Origin of the sequence: Microvirga splendida, from assembly GCF_016427565.1 — a bacterium.
GTDB lineage: Bacteria > Pseudomonadota > Alphaproteobacteria > Rhizobiales > Beijerinckiaceae > Microvirga > Microvirga splendida.
This window is the reverse complement of sequence record NZ_JAELXT010000010.1, coordinates 77,879-98,692: the sequence shown is the minus strand read 5'-3', so window position 1 is coordinate 98,692 and position 20,814 is coordinate 77,879. Positions and strand designations below refer to the sequence as shown.

The window sequence follows — 20,814 nt, the reverse complement described above, 5'->3', positions numbered from 1 at the left end:
ATTCTCCGGGTCAGTGCGGGAGGGTGGGTTCCAAGAGTGAAAATCCACCTTCTAGGCCCATGCTTTAGCGGCCCCTGACACGATAACTCTCCGTCTCGCCGACGTCCCGTTCTGATCGACGCCTGCGGTTCTTCCTCTGCCGTTCGGCCTGCCCGCCCCGGTCCCGCCGGGACTTGTCCTCGGGCTTGCGGCGGTGGGAGACGGAGGTCGCGACGAGCTTCTCCTCGATATGCGCATTGAGGCTCGCCCTCAGGTCCACCACCGCCTCCACATCTTCGAAAACGTCCGGATAACGCTGGGCGAGCCAAAGCCAGCTGGTCGCGATCTTCACGCGCGCTTCGAGTTTCAGAAGGTCCGTGTTGACGCCGAAGTCGGGCGCCTGCACACGCCCGTCGCGGGCATGCTGCCGGGCCCAGTCGATCAGCAGTTCCACGGCCAGTTGCTCGCGCCCATCGACCGGCGCCATGGAATAGGACAGGCGGTCGAGGATCGGCATGCTGACGGTGTCGAGCAGCGTGGCCAGTGCGATCATCTCCTCCATGTCGGCCATGCGAAGATCCGGGTGGCCTGCCACGAGCGTGTCGTTCAGGTGCTGCAGCACGCGGCCGAGCCGATCCGTCTGCAGCACTTCGCTGGCCGAAAGCACCGTCTCCTGGTTCGGGCGGACATACGCCTTGCCCCGCAGTTTAGCGGCATCGCCCCTCAAGGCATTGCCGATAACGGCCTCGACCTGCGCGTAAGCTCCAACCTCCGGCAAAGCCGTGACGAGACCCTCGTCATGGTGGCCGAAGCGCCCTGCCCGGCCAGCGATCTGCTTGATCTCCATGGCGGTGAGCTGCCGCTCACGCACCCCGTCGAACTTGCGCAGGGTCGAAAACACGACACGGCGGAGCGGACCGATGTTCAGGCCCATGCCGATGGCATCCGTCGCCACGAGAATCTCTGCCTCGCCATTGCGGAAACGCGCGGCCTCCGCACGACGAACCTCCGGTCCCAGCGCCCCATAGACGGTCGCCACGGTGCGCCCCGCCTTCACGAGGCGCGTGCGCAGATCGTGAACATCCCGGCGCGTGAAGGCCACCACGGCATCGCCGCGGGTCAGCTTGTTGAGATTGGCCGGAACGCCTTCGACGCGCAGCTTGCCCTTGCGCTTGAGGATCTTCACCTCCAGGGGCTCGCCGGTCATGGCGAGCAGGTGCTCCACGAGAGGGATCGCCTCCGGGGCGCCGGTGAGAACCACCAGCCGGGCGGGCGCGCCGATCATCGCCTGGGTCCAGGCCCAGCCGCGGCTCGGATCGCCCAGCATCTGCACCTCGTCGATCACACAGACATCGACGACACGGTGCAGGTCCAGGGTCTCGATGGTGCGGGCGATGTGCGTTGCGCCTTCCGGCAACACCCGCTCCTCGCCCGTGACCATGCCGGCCGGAAGCCCCTCCTCGCTCATGCGCTCGAAATGTTCGAGCGCCAGGAGCCGCAGGGGCGAGAGAATCTCGGCCGTCTCGGCCTCGCGCGCGAGCTTCAGCGCCTCATAGGTCTTGCCCGAATTGGTAGGCCCGGCCAGGAACAGGAAGCGCCGATTCAGGGACCGGGCGACCGGGAAGATCGCCGCGTAGCGCTCATAGCCGGAGGCTTCGCGGATCTGGGCCTCGCGCAGGTGCCGGAGTCGCCGGGCCGCGGCCTTCGAGCGGAAATCGTCGAGCTTCTGGCGCAGCTTGCGCGCAGCACCGGCCGGGCCGCCCTTGTCGGAGGCATGAACCCGGTCGAGCTTGTCGAGTGCCGCCCGTATGCCGCTTAAGATTGCCTGCCGCTCGTCCGCGTCCTCGAAGGCGTCGAGGTAGATCTCGAGTTCGTCGCGCCAGTTCGCCAGTTCCTGCCTGCAAGCCTCGAACGTGGCGTCGCGCAGCTCGATCAGCCTGGCCTCCAGAGCCTCGGACGCGGCAGCCAGTTCCGTGCGCTCCACGCGAGCGGGCGCAAGGACGACGGCTGCGACCTCCAGGGGCTCGGCAAAGGCGAACTCGACGGCGATTTCGATGGGATCGCTGTCCGGCAGCACCTGCATGGGCTGGCTGAACACCGCCCTGTAGCCGGCGAAGACGCGTTCCGGCTTCCAGCGGCCGCTCTCGATCCGGCGGATGTCCTCGGCGACGTAGAGGCCCGTATTCTTGCGGACGGGTGCGAGGATGCTCTGGCGCCGGCGGTGCGTCGCATCGTCGGTCGATGGGTCGCTTTCCCTGCGGCGCCCATGGGACCGCTGTTCGGATCCGGCATTACCGCCCTGCTCCCGCCAAGCCGGAACCTCGGCGGCAAGCTGCGCGATCACCTCCGGGTCGAACATCGGCTCTTCGACGCTGCGCCCGCGCCTTTGGACGGTCCGGCGTTCCGCCACCGGGATCAGCCCGGCGTCGATCCAACGCTCGCACTCGGCCTGGCTGGCGAGCAGGATGCCCGGCAGATGATTGAGGCTGACAAGGTTCTTCGATCTCTTGGACATTCAGATTTCCGAAAGGTGGAACGCGCCAAAGGCGGCTCCTCCTCTTTCAAGGTGGCAGCCTGTCGTCACAGCTTGCGCCGCGCGCCGGGGGTAAACTCCAGAAGGCTGCAGATGTTTTCGATTGTCGCCGCAAAGCGACGATAACCCCGCTGCTCCAACCATTCCTGTGGTGAGCGGGTGCAGGGTTAAGATGTTGAGGTGCCGCGCTTTTCCTCTGCTCTCATGTGATGATGGCAGAGTGCAATATCAAGGGAGCCGCTGGCTATGGGCGCCTCCCCTTCGCAAGGCTTTATCCCCTGCCGAATGGCGCCTCCGCCGGCTCAAGTATGTCCCGTGCCGGTCAACGTTCTTCGCAGGAAGGACAGGCCCAAGGCTGAGAGGAAGGCCGCCTGCTCCTTGTTGGCCGCTCCGTGTCCGCCGTCATCCGGCTCGTAGAAGAAGACCGGCTGCTTCATCGCCTCCAGCTTGGCCGCCATCTTGCGGGCGTGGCCGGGATGAACCCGGTCGTCCCGCCGGGAGGTCACGAGCAGCACCGGCGGATAGCCGCGGCCCTCGTCCAGGTTCTGGTAGGCGGAAAAGCCGGCCATGTAGGCCCAATCCCCGGGCTTGTCCGGATCGCCATACTCCGCCACCCAGCTCGGGCCGGCCAGCAGGCGTGTGTAGCGCTGCATGTCCAGCAGCGGCACGGTGCACCAGATCGCCCCAAAACGCTCCGGGTAGCGGGTCAGCATGTTGCCGACGAGAAGGCCCCCGTTGGAGCCGCCATAAGCCGCGAGTTGTTGCGGGGTCGTCACGCCACGCCGGGCGAGGTCCTGGGAGATGGCGGCAAAATCGTCGTGGGAGAGGCGCTTGCCCTCACGCATTCCCGCCTTGTGCCAGGCGGCCCCGAACTCGCCGCCGCCGCGGATGTTGGCGACGACCCACACATTGCCCCGCTCCAGCCAGGTCTTGCCGATCCCGCCCAAATAGCCGGGCGTCATCGAGACCGAGAAGCCGCCATAGCCGTAGAGAACTGCGGGACGCGGCCCGTCCTGGTCCTTTGGTCCGATCTGGTAATAGGGAATCGGCTCCCCATCCACGGAGACGGCTTCATGGCGCGTCACCTCCAGACCGGAGGCATCGAAGGCGGCGGGCGCCTCCTTCAGCACCTCGATCCGCCTGTCCTCCGCCACCAGCGCAAGCTTGGTGGGCTCCACGAAGCTGGAGATCGTCAGAAGGAACTCGTCAGTCCGTTCCAACTGGCCCACATCGAGCGGCATGGCGTTGACGGAGGCCGTGTCCGGCAGTCCCTGCAGCTGCTCCAGGCCCCAGGGTGAGCCCGGCGTCCCGAGCCAGATCTGGCTTGCGAGATTATCGAGAACCGTGAGGACCAGACGGGACTTGGTCCACCAGAAGCCGGAAAGGACGCGGCGCGGCCCCGGTTCGAACAGCACCTCGAACCGGCGGTCGCCGTCGAGGAAGCGGGAGAAGCTGATCGCCAGAAGCGCATCGGCCGGATAGGTGCGCTCCGGCAGGGCCCAGTCGCTTTTCAGCTTCACGACCAGCCAGTCCTTCTCCACGTCGAAGCGGGCATCGAGCGGGAGATCGATCCGCAGAGGCTCGCCCTCCTCCCGAGCGAGATAGCTGATCCCCTCCTCGAAAGTGATCTGCCTCCGGTAGAAGGTGCGCTCATATCCGGGCTCACGATCGACCGAGGCCGAGATGTAGATATCGCTCGCCTCGCCCTCGAAGAGCAAAGGCGCGTTCGTGAAATCCGAACCACGACGCCAGAGGCGCACGGTGCGCGGATAGCCTGAACCCGTTGCGGCATTCTCGCCGAGGGTCGTCGAGACGAGAACCGTATCGCGGTCGAGCCAGGCGGCGCCGCCCTTGGCCTCGGGAAGGGCAAAGCCGTCCGCGACGAACCGCTTCTCGACAAGATCGAACTCGCGGACGACGACGGCGTCGGCGCCGCCTCGCGACAGGCTCACGAGGCCGTAGCGCTGCTCCGGCTGGAGAGTGCCGCAGCCTTTCCAGACCCAGTCCTCGCCCTCGGCCCGCGCCAGCGCATCGATGTCGAGCACCGTCTCCCAGGCGGGCTCCGCGCCGCGATAATCCCCCATCGTCGTGCGCCGCCAGAGCCCCCGTACATGGGCGGCATCCTGCCAGAAGTTGTAGAGCTGTCCCTGCCGCCGGGTGATGAACGGAATGTTGTCCGGCCGCGTCGAGATCTCGTAGAGGGCCCTCTTGTCGGCCTCGAAAGCCGCATCGCACAGGGCGGCTTTCGTGACCTCGTTGTGGGCGCGCACCCAGGCGAGCGGCTCGCTTCCCTCCACATCCTCCAGCCAGAGATAGGGATCGGGGCGCTCCTGCGTCTGTTCGGCCATGGCGTGCGGTTTCCGTTCGGCTGGGGGTGACGGGCGGATGAGAATCGATGAGAGGGATTATTGGTCAGCCAGGGCCCTCGGCAACACTTTGCGCGAGAACCGAACCGATCACCGTCCGTTGACGATCAAACCGCACAGAAAGGGGCCACGATGGATCCGTTCGTTTCCGCCCTCGAGGAACTCTCCGAAGCCCTGCTCGCCGGGGAGGATCCGGAAGGCGCCTTGCAGGACATCGCCCAGGAGCACGATCTACCGGCCCAAGCACTACGCAACCGGGCGCTGCGCGCCTTCGGCCCGCTGGAGAGCTACAAGCAGCGGCAGGCGGATCTCAAGAAGGAGCGCGAGCAGACGGCCCGCCGCCGCGACCCGGTCTTTGCAGGGGCATCCTTTCTGGCCGCCGTTGCAAGCCTCAATCCTCGGCTGAGCGCCGAGGACAGGCGTGCCGAAATCGAACGCCTCGCGGCCGAGTACGATGTCGATCCCGCAGCCCACAAGGATGCCATCGAGCGGCTGCGCAAGCGCTGACACGGGACGGCAAAGGTCAGGTGCGCAGATAATTGAGGCAGCCGGCAGGAAGGCCCGCCCCGGTGACGAGGATGGCCCCGTGCCTGAACAGCCCCCAGCCCGACTGCCCGTCCGCGAGCCGAACCACAGCGAGTTCCCCGCTGCCGTCCGTCCAGACCACCTGCGCATCCACCGATGCGAGGGATCGCAGGACATGATCCTGCCCTGCGCCCGGGGCGAAGAGCACCGTGGTGAATTCGCTGCCGCGCAGCGGCCAGATCCCTAGCGCGCCTGTTCCGACCACAAGAAGAACGGCCAAAGCCCGCGCTTGGCCGGACGTCCGGGAAACGTGAGACCCGTCATCTCGCGGACCGCCCATGATCCACCCGAGGATGATCGGCACGAGACCGAAAAGACCCAGCCAGAGGAGATCCCAGAACAGCGGGTTGCCCCGGTCCATCCTGATGCGGTGGATCCCGAGCAGCCAGTGGGACAGCACCGCATCGACGCTATGCCAAGTGCCGAAGCCGATCAGGATTCCCGCAAACAGCAGACGGCCGGAGAGGCCCGCAGGATCGCGCCGCGACGCCCACAGCATCCAGAGGCCCATGGCGGCGATCACGTACATCAGGGCGTGGAAGTAGCCGTCGGCCGCGACCTGGAACCGGATGTCCTCGCCGTTGATGGTGCTGAGGAGATGGTGCCATTGCAGGATCTGGTGGAGCAGAATCCCATCGAAGAAGCCGCCGAGGGCAAAGCCGAGCACATAGCCAGGCCACGGATGATAGCGACGAGATGCGGTGTTTGCCACGACACGCCCAAGGTTCGAGAGCTGTTCCATTCTCTCAACCGACGCTGCCCATCAAGGTTTCGAAGGTTGATCCAAGTTAGCGAATGTGACGCCTGTGTCGGGTTCCTGACAGACGAAAGGAGTCCCGCTCGGTTAGGATTCGAATCAAACAGAGAACGAACGATTTGCAGGGGGCACAAGCATGGCCATCCGGGCGCCGGTCGTCGTCTTCCTCGGCAGGAAGACCACAGGCTGCTTCTCGGACCATGAGGTGCCAGATGAAGAGCAGGAAAAGAAAGCCCATCGCTTCCGACGCCCGCCACTCTGCGAAGCTTGAGCGGGAACTGAAGATCGTCGAGGCGCAGATTGCACTTCTGGAGAAAGAAGCCGGCTTGAAGCTCGCCGTTCAGGATCATTTCGTGTTGTGGCGGCGTCCCAGCCTGTTTGAGCCCTGGCCCATCGGGGTTCAGCACTAGCCTGTCGTGCGGAATGGAGGGAGAGCGTCGCGGCCCTCAGCGGGATCTCTGAAGGCGGTTGAGAGCTGCCGTCCAGCGCCGTGGCCACAACGCCACCACGGCGACGATGAGCGCCATCAGGACAAGAGTCATCATCACCTGAGCCACGCCGAAGATCGGCGCATCCTTGGCGACGAACCAACTCGTCACGAAGCCGGCCGCAATCATCAAGAGCCGAACGATCCAGCTGAGCATGGGAGCCTCCGTTCCTGTTCCAAGCGCTCTCGCATCATGACCGGGGATTCCGGGAGCGCCTTGATCCCGATCAAGATGAGCCAGGGGGCGGCTCTCAGGTCCAGTACAGAACTCGGGCGGACGGGAGACGGCTTGCGACCGCATCTTCGAAGAAGCCCCGCATCTCCTTCATGATGTCTGAGGCGTACACATATTTGACCGAGTTGAACTTGGTTGTCTTCCGCGTCCGTGTCTGCTCGTCCATCTCCAGGTCCGAGCCCGGATACCAACCGTTCAGGACCGTCTTCGAGCCCGGCGTGAACCGGTGGGTGATGAGTTCCACGGATAGGTCGAGGTTCGGCACATCGCGGATCGCGGCAGCAGCCTCGTCGAGCAAGGCACCATAGGCCTCCCGCCAGTTCTCGACCGGCATGATCGGGGCAATCGTCAGGCCGACCCTGTAGCCGGCCAGGGCCGCCATCCGCATGGCGTTCAGCCGCGCCGATACGGAGGCCGTGCCGCCCTCGAAGCGGGCTGCGGGTTTCGCGTTGACGGAGAAGCGAATCCGGGTGCGTCGGCCGTGCGCAATGCCGAGCAAAGGCTGCACGGCATCGTACTTGGTTGTGAAGCGGAGTTGCACGGGTGCCTGCCAGGATCCGAAATGCGCAATCGTCGCCGCCAGCGATCCGCTCAGGTGCTCGATCCCCAGCGGGTCGGTGTAGCAGGATGCCTCGAACGTGGTGCCCTCATGCATTCGCTCAGTGGAGCGGGAGGTCACCGCGCCCTTGCCGACGTAGTCTTCCAGACTGCCGAGGATCTCGGGAAGATTGGCGTAGACCCTCGTGACCGGCGGACCGGAGAGCGATCCCGCAAGGTAGCAGTACTGGCAGTGGGCCGGGCACCCTTCTGCCAGATCGACGCGCCAGTCGGCACTCGGCGGAATCGGCTGCAACCGGCGCTTGCCCGGCGACGCCACGACGACTGCAAGGGTCGTCTTGGCATTCACGTAGCTCTGACGCTCGTTGTCACCACCCAGGCCCGTGAGCCGGTTGCTTTTCAGCTCGACGATCTCGGACCCGAAGGAGGCGGCCCGCTCAAGAATGGCGCGCCCGTGCCCCCCACTCGAGCGCAGCCGGGGTCACGAGCACGCGCCTGGGCCGCCAGAGCTTTGGCGCAGCCTCTCTCTTTCCGTCCAGGGCCAATCCGGCGTTCAATGTGGCATCTCCTTCAGCGGGGAACGCCGACCGGGGACACGGGGTCCTTCACGGGCGATCTGCCACAGCTTCAGGTCTGTCCGGGCAAAGGCATCAGAATGGGATGCGCTGCCCGTCCCAGGCGAAGAACTGTCCGGTATCGGCAGGCGTCAGGCCGTCCAGAACGGTGAGTAGCCGCTCGGCCGCATAGGCGGGCGTGAACAGCTTGCCGTCCTCGACGCCACTCTGGAAAGGCTGGCTCAAGGCCGTATCGACCGTGCCGGGATGGAGCGCGACGCAGATCGCGTCCGGTTTCTGGCGACGAAGCTCGATCGCTAGGGTCCGCATCAGCTGATTGAGGGCCGCCTTCGAGGCGCGATAGCCATACCACCCGCCGAGCCGGTTATCGTCGATGCTGCCGACGCGGGCCGAGATCACCGCAAAGATGCTTTTTCCGTTCCGTGGCAGCAGCGGAAGCACATGCTTCGCGACAAGCGCAGGCCCGATGGCATTGAGGCGGAAGCTCCTGGCGAGAAGCTCCGGGTCGAGGCTGCGATAGGACTTTTCCGGCTGCTGGACCGAGTCATGGAGCAGCCCTGTGGCCACAAAAGCCAAGCGAAGAGGGGCACCAGCGCGGATTTGCTCGGCGGCCGCCGCGATACTGCCCTCATCCTCGATGTCGATGCGACCCGGCCGAACACCGGCGCGGTCGGAGCCGTGGCCCCGCCTCGACAGGGCATGAACGCTCTCGAACCCTTCGGAGGCCAGCAGCGCCGTCGCCGCTGAGCCGATTCCGCCCGAAGCGCCGATGACGAGGGCGCGGGAAGGCCTTTCGAGGTTGTTCAGAAGGTTTGAAGAGGTCATGGAGCATCCGGCGTGAGGGCGCCCGATCATGCCGGACTTTTCCGGTGAACCGAAGCGGTTCCGGATAGCGCTCGCGCCGTGCTCCCGGCTTGTGAACAGCGTGAGCCGCCTCAGAAGCGTTGCGCCGAGAAAGGCTTCACGTCGACAGGGCTTGCCCGGTCCTCGACCAGACCCGCCACCATCTGGGCGGTGATTGCAGCCTGCGTCAGGCCGTAATGGCCGTGGCCGAAGGCATAGACGACGCGCCGATCCCGCCCAGAAGGGCCGATCACCGGCAGGGAGTCAGGGATCGAGGGGCGGAACCCCATCCACCGTTTTGCCGGTGCTTCGGATTGAAGATGGGGCAGGAATCGCGTCAGGCGCTGCACCATGGCGTCCGTGCGCTCATGATTGGGGGCAGCATCGAGCCCCGCGAACTCGACCGCGCCGCCGACCCGGTCGCCCGTATCCAAGGGCGTGGTGACGAAGCCCTCGCCCTCGAACATGATCGGCCTCCCGATCCCGAAGGTGCCTTTCGGATAGGTGGCGTTGTACCCCCTCTCCGTATCGAGCGGGATCCGGTCGCCCAGTTGAGCTGCCAGGCCGCGCGACCAGATCCCGGCCGCGACCACGACCCGGTCCGCGACGACTTCCGAGCCGCCTCCATCGACATGGACGTGAACGGCACCATCCCGCAGCTCGATTCTCGACGCATCCGCCGCCACATGGGCAGCACCCCGCTCCTGCGCCAGCCGCAGGAGTTCGGCGGCCAGCACGGCCGGATCGGCAACATGGCAGGCGTCGGGGTAGAGCACGGCGGCCTCGACATTGCGCAGCGCCGGCTCCAACTCGGCAAGGGCTGCCGGGCTCAAGGCCTCCACCGCGATGCCGAAGCTGCGCTGGCGCTCGATGATGTCCTGCGACCGGAGAAAGGCGTCCTTCTGCCGCCAGACCGATAGGATGCCGTGTTCCCGCAGATGTCTGCTCAAGTCCAGCGAAGACAGAAGGCTCTGCCACGCAGGCAGGGCTTCCGCATTGATGGCACGGATCGCCCCGATGCTCGCCTTTATCCGGCCGGGCGAGGACGCGAGCATGAAGCGCATCAGCCAGGGCGCCAGATGCGGCAAGTATCCCGGCCGGATGGTCAGCGGCCCGAGCGGGTCCATCAGCCAGCGCGGCAGGTTGCGCCATGCCTTCGGCGAGGCGAGCGGCATGATATCGGTATGGGCGATCCAGCCGGCGTTGCCGTCCGTGGGACGCCCCTGCTTTCCGCCGGGCTCCACCAGGACGACCTCATGCCCGCGGTCCAGCATCGCATGCACGGTGGCAAGCCCGACGATGCCTGCGCCGATGATCGCAACCTTCATGGTTGTCCCTACAACAGCTTAAGGCTAGCGGCTCTGATCGACGACCTGGAAGCCGTTGGCGAAAGGATCCCGGTCGTCGATGAAGATGGTGTTGAACCCGGTCACCCGCGCCCAGCCCTCGATCGACGGGATGATCGCATCGCGGTCGCCGACCTTCGTGCGCCCCTCGATGCGGCCCGTGAAGGTTGAGCCGATAATGGATTCATGCACGAAGGCATCGCCTTCGTTCAGGGCGCCGCGGGCGGCGAGATGCGCCATGCGGGCGGAGGTGCCGGTCCCACAGGGCGAGCGGTCGATGGCCTTGTCGCCGTAGAACACAGCGTTGCGGGCGGTGCCGCCGGGATTCTGGGCTTTCCCGGTCCACAGGACGTGGGTCAGGCGGTTGATATCCGGGTTCTCGGGGTGGGCGATCTGGTAGCGGGCATTGAACGCCTCGCGCAGCTTCGGGCTCCAGCGCAGGATGTCGGACGGGTTGACGTCTGCAACATCCGAAAAGAGCGTCTGCGGCTCCACGATGGCATAGAAGTTGCCGCCATAAGCCACATCGACGGTGAGATGCCCAAGGCCCTCGACCTCGACCTCGTAGCCAGTGCCATAGAGAAATGACGGGATGTTGGTGATGCGCACCCGCTCCACGAAGGGACCGTTCTGCTCGTAGCGCGCCTCGACGACGCCCGCAGGCGTATCGAGCCGCAGCAGGCCCGGTGTCTTCGGGTGAATGAGGCCGTTCTCCAGCGCGATGGTCACCGTGCCGATGGTGCCGTGTCCGCACATGGGGAGGCAGCCCGACGTCTCGATAAACAGGATGCCCACATCGCAATCCGGCCGCGTCGGCGGATACAGGATCGAGCCCGACATCATGTCGTGGCCGCGCGGCTCGAACATTAGGCCGGTTCTGATCCAGTCGTATCCCGCCAGGAAGTGCTGGCGGCGCTCGAACATCGTGTCCCCTTTCAGTTGGGGAATGCTGCCGCCGCCGACCACGCGAACCGGGTTGCCGCAAGTATGACCGTCGATGCAGAAGAAGGTGTGGCGCGCCATGGCCTCACTCGCTGTTCAAAAGAGATCGTGTCGATGACGGATGGCGGGGCGTGGTTGCCCCGCTCTTGTTTTGTCAGGCTGCGGACTTAAGGCCCACATCCGGCAGCTTCGGACGGTTCTTGAGCGCCTTGTCCATGACAGCCTCGACGTGGGCACGGTCAGCCGCTTCGAGGGGCAGACGCGGCGGCCGGGTGAGCGCCGAGCCGCGGCCCATGATCTCCTCACAGAGCTTGATGCACTGCACGAGGTCGGGGCGGGCATCGAGATGCAGGAGCGGCATGAACCATTCGTAGAGCGCCCTCGCCTCCTCGTACCGGCCGGCCTTCGCCAGGCGGAACAGGGTCTCGCCCTCCTGCGGGAAAGCGTTCGACATGCCCGAAATCCAGCCCTCGGCGCCGAGCATCACGCTCTCGACCACCACGTCGTCGAGGCCCGCGAACAGGACGAAGCGGTCGCCGACCATGTTCTTGGTATCGATGAAGCGGCGCGTGTCGCCGGACGAATCCTTGAAGCACACGATGGTCTCGCAATCGGCAAGCGAAGCGAGGATGTCGGGCGTCACGTCGTTCTTGTAGATCGGCGGGTTGTTGTAGACCATCACCGGGAGGTCTGTGGCCTTGGCGACGCCCCGAAAGTGGGCGGCCGTCTCATGCGGCTTCGAGGAGTAGACCAGCGCCGGCATGACCATCACGCCGTCGACGCCGACTCGTGCCGCTTCTTTGGCCACCTCTGAGGCGAACTGCGTGGTGAACTCGGCGATGCCGGCGATCACCGGCACCCGGCCGCGGGACACGCTCGTGGCGGTTTCCATCACGGCCACCTTTTCCGAGCGGCTCAAAGAAGTGTTCTCGCCGACGGTGCCGCAGACGATCAGGCCTGAGACGCCGTCGCGGATCAGTCCGTCCAGCACCTTGGCGGTGGCGTCGATGTCGAGCTCGAAATTGGGCTTGAACTGCGTCGTGACCGCGGGAAAGACCCCTTCCCAACCGATTTTGTTCGCCATCGTGGTCCTGCTCCCAATACTAGATTGAAGTTCGGTATTGTAGATTGTATAAAATCTACACTGTCAAGCAAGACCCTGCCCTCTTAAAGCGCGAGTTTGATGACGAACCGAGTTGCAACAGCACCAAAGCCGACCCAACGGACCATCCAGCACCGGACGATCTCCGCGTCCGTGGCCGAGGATTTGCGCCGGCGGATCGTCGACGGCGAGTTCCAGGCGGGCTTCCAACTCCGCCAGGAAGCCCTGGCCGTAGAGTTCGGCGTCAGCCGGATTCCGGTCCGGGAGGCGCTGATGCAGCTCGAGGCCGAGGGGCTCGTGAAGATCCACCCTCATCGCGGCGCCATCGTGTCGGCGCTCTCGCCCCATGAAGTGGAGGAACTGTTCGACCTCAGAGCCCTGCTCGAGCCACGCCTTCTGGAAGCATCAGCCCCGCACCTCACGGAAGCCGACTACCAGCGGCTACGGGGCATTCTTCAGGAATACAGCTCGGAGCTTCACGCCATGCATGTGAGCCGCTGGGGCGAGCTGAACCGGGAGTTCCACATGGTCCTGTACCAGCACGCGGGCCAGCCGCGCTCACTGGCCATCGTGGCGAACCTCCTCCAGGAATGCGACCGGCACACCCGCCTCCAGCTCGCCCTGACCAACGGGCGCGCGCGCGCCGAGGCCGAGCACGACGAACTGCTCCGGCTCTGCGCCAGCGGCGAGATCGGTGCAGCCTGCAGGCTCCTGAAGACCCACATCGAAGGCGCCGGCCGGTCGCTTCTGAAATATCTCCATGAGCACCAGAAGGACGGTGAGGCAGCACAGGCCGTCTAGTCAAACCTGCATCGCGGGCTCATGATCCATGGATGATCGGTGGAGATGGCAAGGGCACGAACATGACCACCCGGTCTCTCCGAATTGCCCCGATTGTGACTTCCTTTGCCGACATGGAGAAGGCTACCATCCTGTCTCAGAACCGACATAGGGCTCAACGACGATGGATGATCCTCGCAATCGGCTTCTGGCGACCCTGACGCCCGAGGACCTCCAGTGGCTGGAGCCCCAACTCGAACGTACACAGCTCGCGCGCGGCGAGGTGCTCGCCGAAGAGGGTGAACCTCTCCAACACACCTACTTCCCCCAATCCGCTGTTGTTTCCCTCGTGCGTACGTTGAAGGATGGCCGGGTCGCCGAGATGGCCACATTCGGCCGCGAAGGTCTCGTCGGCCTAGCGCTTGGGGGCATGCCGCTGCGGTCGTTCGGGCGCTATATCGTGCAGATCCCAGGTTCAGCGCTGCGCATCGATATGGCGAGCTTGCATAAGGCCGCCGAAGCGCGACCGGCCATCCGGAACATGCTTCATCGCTACACCGAGATCCTGATGTCCCTGACCCTGCGATCGGCGGCCTGCAATGCAGCCCACTCTGTCGAAGCACGGGCCGGTCGGTGGATCATTGCGACCTGCGACCGGGTGAGCCGCAAGAACATCCCTCTCACGCATGAGTTCCTGGCAGATATGCTCGGCGTCCAGCGTTCGACGGTCAGCACGATCCTGCACGGCTTCCAGACCAGGGGCCTCATCCACCAGGAGCGCGGGAGCATCACCGTCGTTGACCGACCCGGCCTGCAGCAAGCTGCATGTGAGTGCTACGGCACCCTTCGCGATAAATACGAAGAGCTGCTGCCGCTGGCGGACGATCCGGGCCGCCACCAGCTGACTTGAGCCAGCCGAGGAGCCTCCCGGACAAAATGCCGGCAGGGCTCAGAGCCGTAAAGTCTGGACGCCTTCTTCCGGGAAAATGGCGACTCCGGTAGGGCTCGAACCTACGACCTGCCGCTTAGAAGGCGGCTGCTCTATCCAGCTGAGCTACGGAGCCATCGGGCGGCAGCCTCGACCTCAGTGGGTCCAGGGGCCGACGCGGTTGAACTTGAAGTTGTCGGAATAGGAGATCGTCCGCCGCTTGATCTCATGCGGCTCCTCGACCCGATAGGCGATGCCCTCGCGTTCGGCATAGGCCATGGCCTCTTCCTTCGAATCGAACCACAGGCGGAGCTGCTGGCGGGTATCGCCTGAGCTCGTCCAGCCCATCAGGGGCTCGATCTCGCGGGGCTTGTCCTGCTCGAACACGAGAAGCCACTGCTTCGTCCGGGCCAATCCGGACTGCATTGCGGACTTGGCGGGCTTGTAAATCCGTGCAGGCATTGGTTTTGGTCTCTCTCCAAGACTCGTCCGATGAAAATGGTCGGGGCGGCAGGATTTGAACCCGCGACCCTCTGCTCCCAAAGCAGATGCGCTACCAGACTGCGCTACACCCCGACATCTTCAACAGCTTGGTTTCTCTATCGATTTGAGAACCCCTGTGCAAGCCCCACAGTTCCTTGTCGGGCTCTCCTGCGGGGCCGCTGGCTGAGGCCTTAGCCCGAGGCATGTTCTGGCCCATCCAATGCTTTATCTTGGATAAACGTACGGCTGTGAACGGAACCTAACAGCTCGGCCTGAGGAGATATCTGCCGGACCAGGATCAAGAGCATCACTCCAAAGGCATCATAAGAGCAAGCACATTCCTAATGCAGAGAAAGTATTCACGCCTTCCATGCATGAAAAAGGGCCGCGCCCTGTCATTGCCTGACAGTGTCCGCGGCCCTACCGGCCCGTATTGCCCCTACGGGAGAATCCTCCGTAGGGCAATAATTATGCTCGATCAACCCGTTTTCGTTCATAGATGAACGTTTATCTGCCATGTGATATCAATTCTGCGTATTGACATGTCTTGTTATCTTCAAAGTTGCCGCAGTGGCGACACGATTGCTTAGAATACATCCCGAAACCAGCCTTGTTTGCCTCAATGGGGCGGGCCGAACACTGGCGCGTCCATCAGAGCCATGGGCGCGTTTTCGATCACCCGAACGCCAGCATGATCGTGATCAGCGCACTGAGGGCGACGACGCCACCGGCGAAGCCTGCGACGGTCAGGGCATTGTTGCGATCTCGGCGGTCCATGGGGCTTCTCCCGGCTGGTTCAGGGGTCTGACCTGCCAACGCGGAACATGGGCGATTGTCCCCGACCCGGCGACTGTTAAGGAGGGCCAGGTGCTTCAGGAGCAGGTTCCTATTCAGGTACTCCGCTGAGCGCACACTGGTGGCTCCTGGCGGTTACGTCGTCGGTGATCACCCAGTGGACGATCTTCTCGTTCTCATCGATCTCAAGCACCATCTCGAGAACGGTGTTTTCCGCATAGACCCCGAAGAAGCCGTAGCGGCGCGCTCCCCACGACGGGAGGCTGAAACGGTCGATCTCATGCGTCAGGCCATGGCATTGGGCCAGGATCAGGCGCAGGTCCTCCACGGAGTATCGTGCCTGCAGGGGCGGCGCCAAAAGCTCCCGGAGCGCGACCGCATCCCTGGCATTGTAGACCCGCAGCAGATCCTGGGAGACGTTGATCACCGCATGAGGGCCGACCTGGGCCAGCGCCGCGTCCGGCATCAGCAGACCGGCCAGGACAGCGCCTGCTCTCGGGAGCCTGCCGCACATACCTGCCCGCATCCGTCTCAGCGCTTGAAGATGGAATGCTCCACCCGGTCTCCCAGCTTGATCCCCAGCTTGGCCGCTGTGCCGGCGTTCAGCTCGAGAACGGCCAGCACCGGTTCGCCGGACGGGATGGTGCGGGTGGACAGGGGCTCAGTATTGGCGGCGATGCGGGCGATTGTGCCATCGGGGCGGATGAACAGCATATCGAGCGACAGGTAGGTGTTCTGCATCCACATGGACACGGGTTCGACGCGCCCGAAATCGAACAGCATGCCCTGGTCCGCCGGCATGGAGCGCCGGAACATCAGCCCCTGCGCCCGGTCCGCGTCATTGCGGGCCACTTCGACCTTGAAGGACTGCTTCTGACCACCCTGAGTGGCAATCGACAGGGTCTCGAGAGCCTGCGCGTACACGGCACCGGCCAGAAGGACGACAAAGCCTAGAGCCGGGAGAACCGGCCGGAACCGCTGCAGCACGGATCGTCTCATCAATGGGAGTGCGGCAGGGCCATATCGGCCAGACGAACCTCGGCGGCCATGAGGCCCTTCGAGCCGTCGCCGAACCGCACGAAGACCCGCTCACCGGGCTTCAGCTCGGCAATGCCGTAGCGGCGCAGGGTTTCCATATGGACGAAGATGTCCGGCTTGCCCTCGCCCTGCGTGAGGAAGCCGAAGCCGCGCAAGCGGTTGAACCACTTCACAACGGCAGGCTCGAGCCCACTGGTCGGCACGACCTGAACATGAGTGCGGGGCAGCGGAAGCTCCGACGGATGAAGCGCCGTCGACTCGTCCAGGGAAACAATTCTGAACGCCTGCAGCCCCCGGGGGCGCTGAACGGCCTCGACGACGATCCTGGCGCCCTCGTTGGCGGCCTGGTAGCCGTCGCGCCGCAGGCACGTCACGTGCAGCAGCACATCGGGCATGCCGTTGTCGGGAACGATGAAACCGAACCCCTTGGCCACGTCGAACCATTTGATACGGCCGCTGACCTGGACAAGTTCGAGAGCGCCCTCCTCAGAGGCCGGTTGGGAAACCTCCCGGCGCCCATGATCCAAGGAAGGATTCTCCTCTCGGAGACTAAAAGAATTGGAGCCGTAATCGCCAGTCATGAAATAACCCAAACTCGAATCATGAACCCGATTCTTAATAAGAGGATAACATCGTCCTGAATCAGGGGAAGCCAGAAACACACCCAAACGGGCGACGAAATTTTCGGCACGCTGCATCTTCTTGAAGTTACGAAACAAATTTCGAGAAGACTTCGCCTATTTCCGCATGGATCACCAGATCGGCGGCCCCGTCGAGAGGTGTCGGCTCCCGATTGACGATGACGAGGCGGGCACCGTTCTCCTTGGCGAAGGCGGGAAATGCCGCCGCGGGAAAGACTGCCAGCGACGATCCGGCCACCAGGAAGAGGTCGCAAGCCGCCGTCAGCCTCTGCGCCCGCCGCATCGGTTCTTCCGGCATGGCCTGCCCGAAGGAGATCGTCGCCGATTTGAGAACGCCCCCGCAGGCCATGCATTCGGGCGGATCGCCGCTCCTCTCGAAATGGTATCTCACCCAGTCGAGCTCATGCCGGCGGCCGCAGGACAGGCATTTGGCGTAGGTGCCGTTCCCGTGCAACTCGATGACCTGGTCTTCGGCCAGGCCGGATTCCTGATGGAGCCCGTCGATGTTCTGGGTAATCACCGCAGGCATGCGCCCTGAGGAAACGAGGGACGCGAAGCCGATATGGCCGGCGCTCGGGCAAGCCCCGCGGTAGAGATCATCCATGGTGAACTTTCGCCGCCATGCCTCCCGACGAGCCTTCGGGCTCTGGAGAAAGAGTTCGAAGGGGATCGGCTTGTTGCGCATCCATGGGCTGTCCGGCGAGCGGAAGTCGGGAATGCCGCTCTCCGTCGAGATTCCGGCCCCCGTGAATCCCGCCACGATCCGGGCATCTTGAATCATGTCCTGCAATGTGGCGATTGAAGCTGTGAGACTTTCGGTCATCTCTGTTCATCTAAGACTGGAAGATCAGGAAGGAACGCCCCAACCCATGAGACATTCGGATGTGAAGGCCAGCCCCCTCCTGCCGCAAGCGATTGCGGCCCAGCGGTGGGATGCGATCGATGTCGCCCGCGGCCTCGCGATCCTGGCGATGATCGTCTACCATTTCAGCTGGGACCTGAGCTTCCTGCAACTGATCGAGACGAACATCCTGCAGGTCCCGGCGTGGCGCTGGTTCGCGCGCATCATTGCAGGCTCCTTTCTGATGCTCTCGGGCCTTGGCCTCGTCCTGGCCCACGCAAAGGGCGTCAACGGGCGCGCTTTCCTGAGGCGCCTCATGAAGGTGGGCGGCGCGGCTCTCGCAGTGACCGTGGCGACGTACTTTGCCTTCCCCGACAGCTACATCTTCTTCGGCATCCTTCACTGCATCGCAGTCTCGGGCGTGCTGGCCCTGCCCTTCCTGAGGCTCCATCCGCTCATCACTCTGGCCACCGCGGTCTTTTGCCTTGTCGCTCCTTATGCTTTCACGGATCCGGCTCTCGATGCCCCATGGCTCGACTGGCTCGGCCTCGGCTCGACCGATCCGGCCACCAATGATTACGTGCCGATCTTTCCCTGGTTCGGCCTCGTGCTGATCGGCGTCGCCGCAGGCCGTGGCCTGCTGGCACGACGAGAGACCATGAGCCTTGCCGGCTGGCGCTCGAAAGGCCGAGTCTCTGAGCTTCTGATCTGGGCCGGGCGCAAGAGCCTGCCGATCTACCTGACGCACCAGATCATCCTGCTGGGCATCCTCTACGGCGTGCTGCAAATCGTCGGCCCCAACCGGATGGCCGAGGCAAGACCCTTCCTGAACCAATGCGAGGCCACCTGCCTGCAGAATGCTCAGCCCCAGACCTGCCGGGCCCTCTGCTCCTGCACCGTCGAAACGCTTCGCCAGAGCAACCTCTGGCAGAAGGTGCTCAGCAACACCACGACGGCCGAAGACCAGACGCACATTTCACGGGCCGCCCAGCAGTGCCTGCGCCAGAGCCCGCCATCGTAAGTGGCTAACTCCGACCATAGGCGCCCTGTCGAAGATCATCCGCCTGGAACTACCGTCGCGTCATTCCTCTACGGAATCTTCGACACAAAAGGAGGCATATTCCACAATTTTTGCGATTTTTTGCTCGGTCGTTGATTGATTATTTATATCATTTCGGTATCGGAAGAAGAACATGTCTCTTATGTCCGCTACGGAATAGACGAAGGGCCCACCTGTGACGTTTCCATTGAGGGCAGATGTCGCCGAACACGTGATCGCGCTCTGCCAGTTTATCGACGGGAATAAGACGCCCCACATCGCCATGGACGTGTCCCTGACGCGCACCCTTGCCTTCGATTCCCTCAAGCTCGTGCAATTCTTTGCCGGGATCGAGCAGCTCTATCCCGGCATCGCGCTCGAGGACTGGTTCGTGGAGCACAGTGCCGATGGGCGGGACACGCTCGCCAGCGCGGCTGCCTACATGACGCGATTTCTCGCGCCCAGTCCCTGAATGGTTGAAACCGGCCCTGAACCTGTCCAACTAGTAGCGTCCGGCGGGCAGCAGGTGCCCTGGCCGTACCCATGGGAGGCGAATTGTGCTGCGCGAGTGTCTGGCTGAACTCCCTCTCATCGCGATCCTGCGCGGTCTGAAACCTGAAGATGCCGAAGCCGTCGGCCATGTTCTGGTCGAGGCGGGTTTTCGCATCATCGAGGTTCCCCTCAACTCCCCGGAGCCGTTCCGCAGCATCGAGCGTCTCGCCAGGGCCATGCCCCAGAACGTTCTCGTCGGGGCCGGAACGGTTCTCGACCCGCAGCAGGTGAATGGCATCCGCGATGTGGGCGGCAGGCTGGTCGTCATGCCTCACGCGGATCTCGATGTCGTCAGGCGGGCCAAGGAGCTGGAGCTCATCTGCACCCCCGGGGTGGCGACGCCCACCGAGGCCTTTGCGGCCCTCAAGGCCGGAGCGGATGCCATCAAGATCTTTCCCGCCGAGGCCATTCCGCCCGCCGTCGTCAAGGCCTGGCGGGCCGTGCTGCCGAAGGACGCTCTCGTCGTGCCGGTCGGCGGCATCAAGCCGGATAACATGAAGCCCTACGTGGATGCCGGAGCCAACGGATTCGGGCTGGGCTCGGCGCTATTCACGCCAGCCATGTCGGTCGAGGAGATCGGCCGCAGAGCCCGCGATTTCGCGGCCGCCTGGCAGGCCCTCAGCGCCGCTTGAGCGTTCTGCGAACCTAGCTCTTAAACATCAGCCCGGTAGCTTTTACCGGCGCCGCCCGCCGCGAAAGAACGGGACGGTCAGGAGCCGCCGCCCCGTCTCATCGGCGATCTCAAGCTCGATATTGCCCGCATCGGCAAGTTCGTCGCGCAATTCCTCGACCGTCGCCAGAGCTTCGGCCTTGGCGGCTTCGAGGTCCGGAAGCTCGATGCCCTCCTCGTCCTCGTCGACGTCGTGTCCATCCCGGATGTTGAAGAAATAGCGGGGCATGGTCCTAGCTTCATTCTGATGTTTGGCGGGAAAAACGCTCCCGCCGGCGGCAGGTTCAACCGAGAGCCTTCCGCCTCCTATACACGGTCCGGTTCAGGACGATAACCGACAACCGGCCCATGGAGCCTTTTTCCTCATGAGGCGTTTATCGCGCAGGCCAAGGGTCAGTGCGGGTCAACCGTAGAGGAAGAAGCCATGATCCGTTCCTCCCTAGCCCCGCTTGCGGCGTTGGCCGCTCTGGCGGCGGCAGCCGCGTCGCCGGCCAGCGCCCAATCGGCCTGCGGGCCCCGCGAACAGCTCGCCAAGCTGCTGTCCGACCGGTACAAGGAAGATCCCGTCGGGATGGGCCTGTCCCAGCCCGGACAAGTGCTTGAGGTCTTCGCATCCTCGAACGGCTCCTGGACGATGGTCATGACCATGCCGGACGGCAAGGCCTGCATGATCGCGGCCGGCGAAAACTGGGAAATGATGACCAAGCTCAAGGGCAACCCCATCTAAGCCGACCGCGTG

At 64.2% G+C, this 20,814-nt stretch carries 22 protein-coding genes, 2 tRNA genes and 1 pseudogene; 8 read left to right on the top strand and 17 right to left on the bottom strand.

Translation table 11 applies throughout. The features are described from left to right. Positions 1–64: 64 nt before the first annotated feature. Both JAO75_RS12040 and JAO75_RS12035 read right to left on the bottom strand, forming a co-directional pair. Entirely contained in the window at positions 65–2,494 is a 2,430-nt protein-coding gene (locus tag JAO75_RS12040) for a helicase-related protein (protein WP_199049383.1), read from the bottom strand. A gap of 320 nt (positions 2,495–2,814) precedes the next feature. Beyond that, on the bottom strand, positions 2,815–4,899 hold the full coding sequence (locus JAO75_RS12035) for a prolyl oligopeptidase family serine peptidase (protein ID WP_343234604.1): 2,085 nt from the start codon (positions 4,897–4,899) through the stop codon (positions 2,815–2,817). Positions 4,900–5,010: 111 nt separating this feature from the next. Between JAO75_RS12035 and JAO75_RS12030 the strand changes: the two genes are divergently transcribed. Further along, positions 5,011–5,385, top strand: coding sequence for a hypothetical protein (locus tag JAO75_RS12030; RefSeq protein ID WP_199049381.1), 375 nt, complete (start codon positions 5,011–5,013; stop codon positions 5,383–5,385). A 16-nt stretch (positions 5,386–5,401) separates the two neighbouring features. Here the strand turns inward: JAO75_RS12030 and JAO75_RS12025 are convergent, their stop codons facing one another. Then, positions 5,402–6,205, bottom strand: coding sequence for a DUF2243 domain-containing protein (locus JAO75_RS12025; protein ID WP_199049380.1), 804 nt, complete (start codon positions 6,203–6,205; stop codon positions 5,402–5,404). Between the two features lie 227 nt (positions 6,206–6,432). On the opposite strand from JAO75_RS12025, the gene JAO75_RS12020 reads away from it, so the two are divergent. Beyond that, on the top strand, positions 6,433–6,630 hold the full coding sequence (locus JAO75_RS12020) for a hypothetical protein (RefSeq protein ID WP_199049379.1): 198 nt from the start codon (positions 6,433–6,435) through the stop codon (positions 6,628–6,630). 36 nt (positions 6,631–6,666) lie between these two features. Here JAO75_RS12020 and JAO75_RS12015 read toward each other — a convergent pair whose 3' ends face one another. The 6 genes and pseudogenes from JAO75_RS12015 to JAO75_RS11990 form a co-directional block, all read right to left on the bottom strand. Further along, a complete protein-coding gene (locus JAO75_RS12015; RefSeq protein ID WP_199049378.1) occupies positions 6,667–6,864 on the bottom strand; it encodes a hypothetical protein in 198 nt (65 codons plus the stop codon). A gap of 94 nt (positions 6,865–6,958) precedes the next feature. Continuing rightward, positions 6,959–8,057 (bottom strand): annotated as a pseudogene (locus JAO75_RS12010) (spore photoproduct lyase family protein). A 93-nt stretch (positions 8,058–8,150) separates the two neighbouring features. Next, complete coding sequence (locus JAO75_RS12005; RefSeq protein WP_199049377.1) at positions 8,151–8,900, bottom strand: SDR family NAD(P)-dependent oxidoreductase; 750 nt, start codon at positions 8,898–8,900, stop codon at positions 8,151–8,153. Between the two features lie 110 nt (positions 8,901–9,010). Continuing rightward, the gene (locus JAO75_RS12000) at positions 9,011–10,246 is read right to left on the bottom strand and encodes an NAD(P)/FAD-dependent oxidoreductase (protein ID WP_199049376.1); all 1,236 of its coding nucleotides are present in this window, start codon (positions 10,244–10,246) and stop codon (positions 9,011–9,013) included. 24 nt (positions 10,247–10,270) lie between these two features. Continuing rightward, entirely contained in the window at positions 10,271–11,287 is a 1,017-nt protein-coding gene (locus tag JAO75_RS11995) for a 4-hydroxyproline epimerase (protein ID WP_199049375.1), read from the bottom strand. Between the two features lie 73 nt (positions 11,288–11,360). Continuing rightward, entirely contained in the window at positions 11,361–12,290 is a 930-nt protein-coding gene (locus JAO75_RS11990) for a dihydrodipicolinate synthase family protein (RefSeq protein ID WP_199049374.1), read from the bottom strand. A 99-nt stretch (positions 12,291–12,389) separates the two neighbouring features. On the opposite strand from JAO75_RS11990, the gene JAO75_RS11985 reads away from it, so the two are divergent. Further along, positions 12,390–13,109 carry a GntR family transcriptional regulator gene (locus tag JAO75_RS11985; RefSeq protein WP_199049373.1) on the top strand — a complete coding sequence of 240 codons (720 nt, stop codon included), beginning with the start codon at positions 12,390–12,392 and terminating at the stop codon, positions 13,107–13,109. Between the two features lie 163 nt (positions 13,110–13,272). After that, a complete protein-coding gene (locus JAO75_RS11980) occupies positions 13,273–13,998 on the top strand; it encodes a Crp/Fnr family transcriptional regulator (RefSeq protein WP_199049372.1) in 726 nt (241 codons plus the stop codon). Positions 13,999–14,075: 77 nt separating this feature from the next. Here the strand turns inward: JAO75_RS11980 and JAO75_RS11975 are convergent. The 7 genes from JAO75_RS11975 to JAO75_RS11945 all read right to left on the bottom strand — a co-directional run bounded on the left by JAO75_RS11975 (position 14,076) and on the right by JAO75_RS11945 (position 17,754). Beyond that, positions 14,076–14,152, bottom strand: a tRNA-Arg gene (locus JAO75_RS11975). A 20-nt stretch (positions 14,153–14,172) separates the two neighbouring features. Continuing rightward, positions 14,173–14,478 carry an ETC complex I subunit gene (locus tag JAO75_RS11970; RefSeq protein WP_199049371.1) on the bottom strand — a complete coding sequence of 102 codons (306 nt, stop codon included), beginning with the start codon at positions 14,476–14,478 and terminating at the stop codon, positions 14,173–14,175. A 37-nt stretch (positions 14,479–14,515) separates the two neighbouring features. After that, positions 14,516–14,592 (bottom strand) — tRNA-Pro (locus JAO75_RS11965). Between the two features lie 793 nt (positions 14,593–15,385). Continuing rightward, on the bottom strand, positions 15,386–15,808 hold the full coding sequence (locus JAO75_RS11960) for a hypothetical protein (RefSeq protein ID WP_199049370.1): 423 nt from the start codon (positions 15,806–15,808) through the stop codon (positions 15,386–15,388). A 17-nt stretch (positions 15,809–15,825) separates the two neighbouring features. Further along, a complete protein-coding gene (locus tag JAO75_RS11955) occupies positions 15,826–16,293 on the bottom strand; it encodes a DUF192 domain-containing protein (RefSeq protein ID WP_199049369.1) in 468 nt (155 codons plus the stop codon). After that, positions 16,293–16,913 carry a cold-shock protein gene (locus JAO75_RS11950; RefSeq protein ID WP_246742471.1) on the bottom strand — a complete coding sequence of 207 codons (621 nt, stop codon included), beginning with the start codon at positions 16,911–16,913 and terminating at the stop codon, positions 16,293–16,295. The genes JAO75_RS11955 and JAO75_RS11950 overlap by 1 nt, the downstream gene beginning before the upstream one ends. A gap of 127 nt (positions 16,914–17,040) precedes the next feature. Further along, entirely contained in the window at positions 17,041–17,754 is a 714-nt protein-coding gene (locus JAO75_RS11945) for an SIR2 family NAD-dependent protein deacylase (RefSeq protein ID WP_199049367.1), read from the bottom strand. Positions 17,755–17,842: 88 nt separating this feature from the next. Between JAO75_RS11945 and JAO75_RS11940 the strand changes: the two genes are divergently transcribed. The 3 genes from JAO75_RS11940 (at position 17,843) to JAO75_RS11930 (ending at position 20,037) form a co-directional block, all read left to right on the top strand. After that, on the top strand, positions 17,843–18,835 hold the full coding sequence (locus JAO75_RS11940; RefSeq protein ID WP_199049366.1) for an acetyltransferase domain-containing protein: 993 nt from the start codon (positions 17,843–17,845) through the stop codon (positions 18,833–18,835). Between the two features lie 214 nt (positions 18,836–19,049). Continuing rightward, positions 19,050–19,325 (top strand): hypothetical protein, encoded by a 276-nt coding sequence (locus tag JAO75_RS11935; RefSeq protein ID WP_199049365.1) that lies wholly within the window; start codon positions 19,050–19,052, stop codon positions 19,323–19,325. Between the two features lie 82 nt (positions 19,326–19,407). After that, positions 19,408–20,037 carry a 2-dehydro-3-deoxy-6-phosphogalactonate aldolase gene (locus tag JAO75_RS11930; protein ID WP_425523178.1) on the top strand — a complete coding sequence of 210 codons (630 nt, stop codon included), beginning with the start codon at positions 19,408–19,410 and terminating at the stop codon, positions 20,035–20,037. A 42-nt stretch (positions 20,038–20,079) separates the two neighbouring features. Here the strand turns inward: JAO75_RS11930 and JAO75_RS11925 are convergent, their stop codons facing one another. Further along, the gene (locus JAO75_RS11925) at positions 20,080–20,304 is read right to left on the bottom strand and encodes a DUF6894 family protein (protein ID WP_199049363.1); all 225 of its coding nucleotides are present in this window, start codon (positions 20,302–20,304) and stop codon (positions 20,080–20,082) included. A 195-nt stretch (positions 20,305–20,499) separates the two neighbouring features. Here JAO75_RS11925 and JAO75_RS11920 point away from each other — a divergent pair, with 195 nt between their 5' ends. Then, positions 20,500–20,802, top strand: coding sequence for a hypothetical protein (locus JAO75_RS11920; RefSeq protein WP_199049362.1), 303 nt, complete (start codon positions 20,500–20,502; stop codon positions 20,800–20,802). Positions 20,803–20,814: the final 12 nt, after the last annotated feature.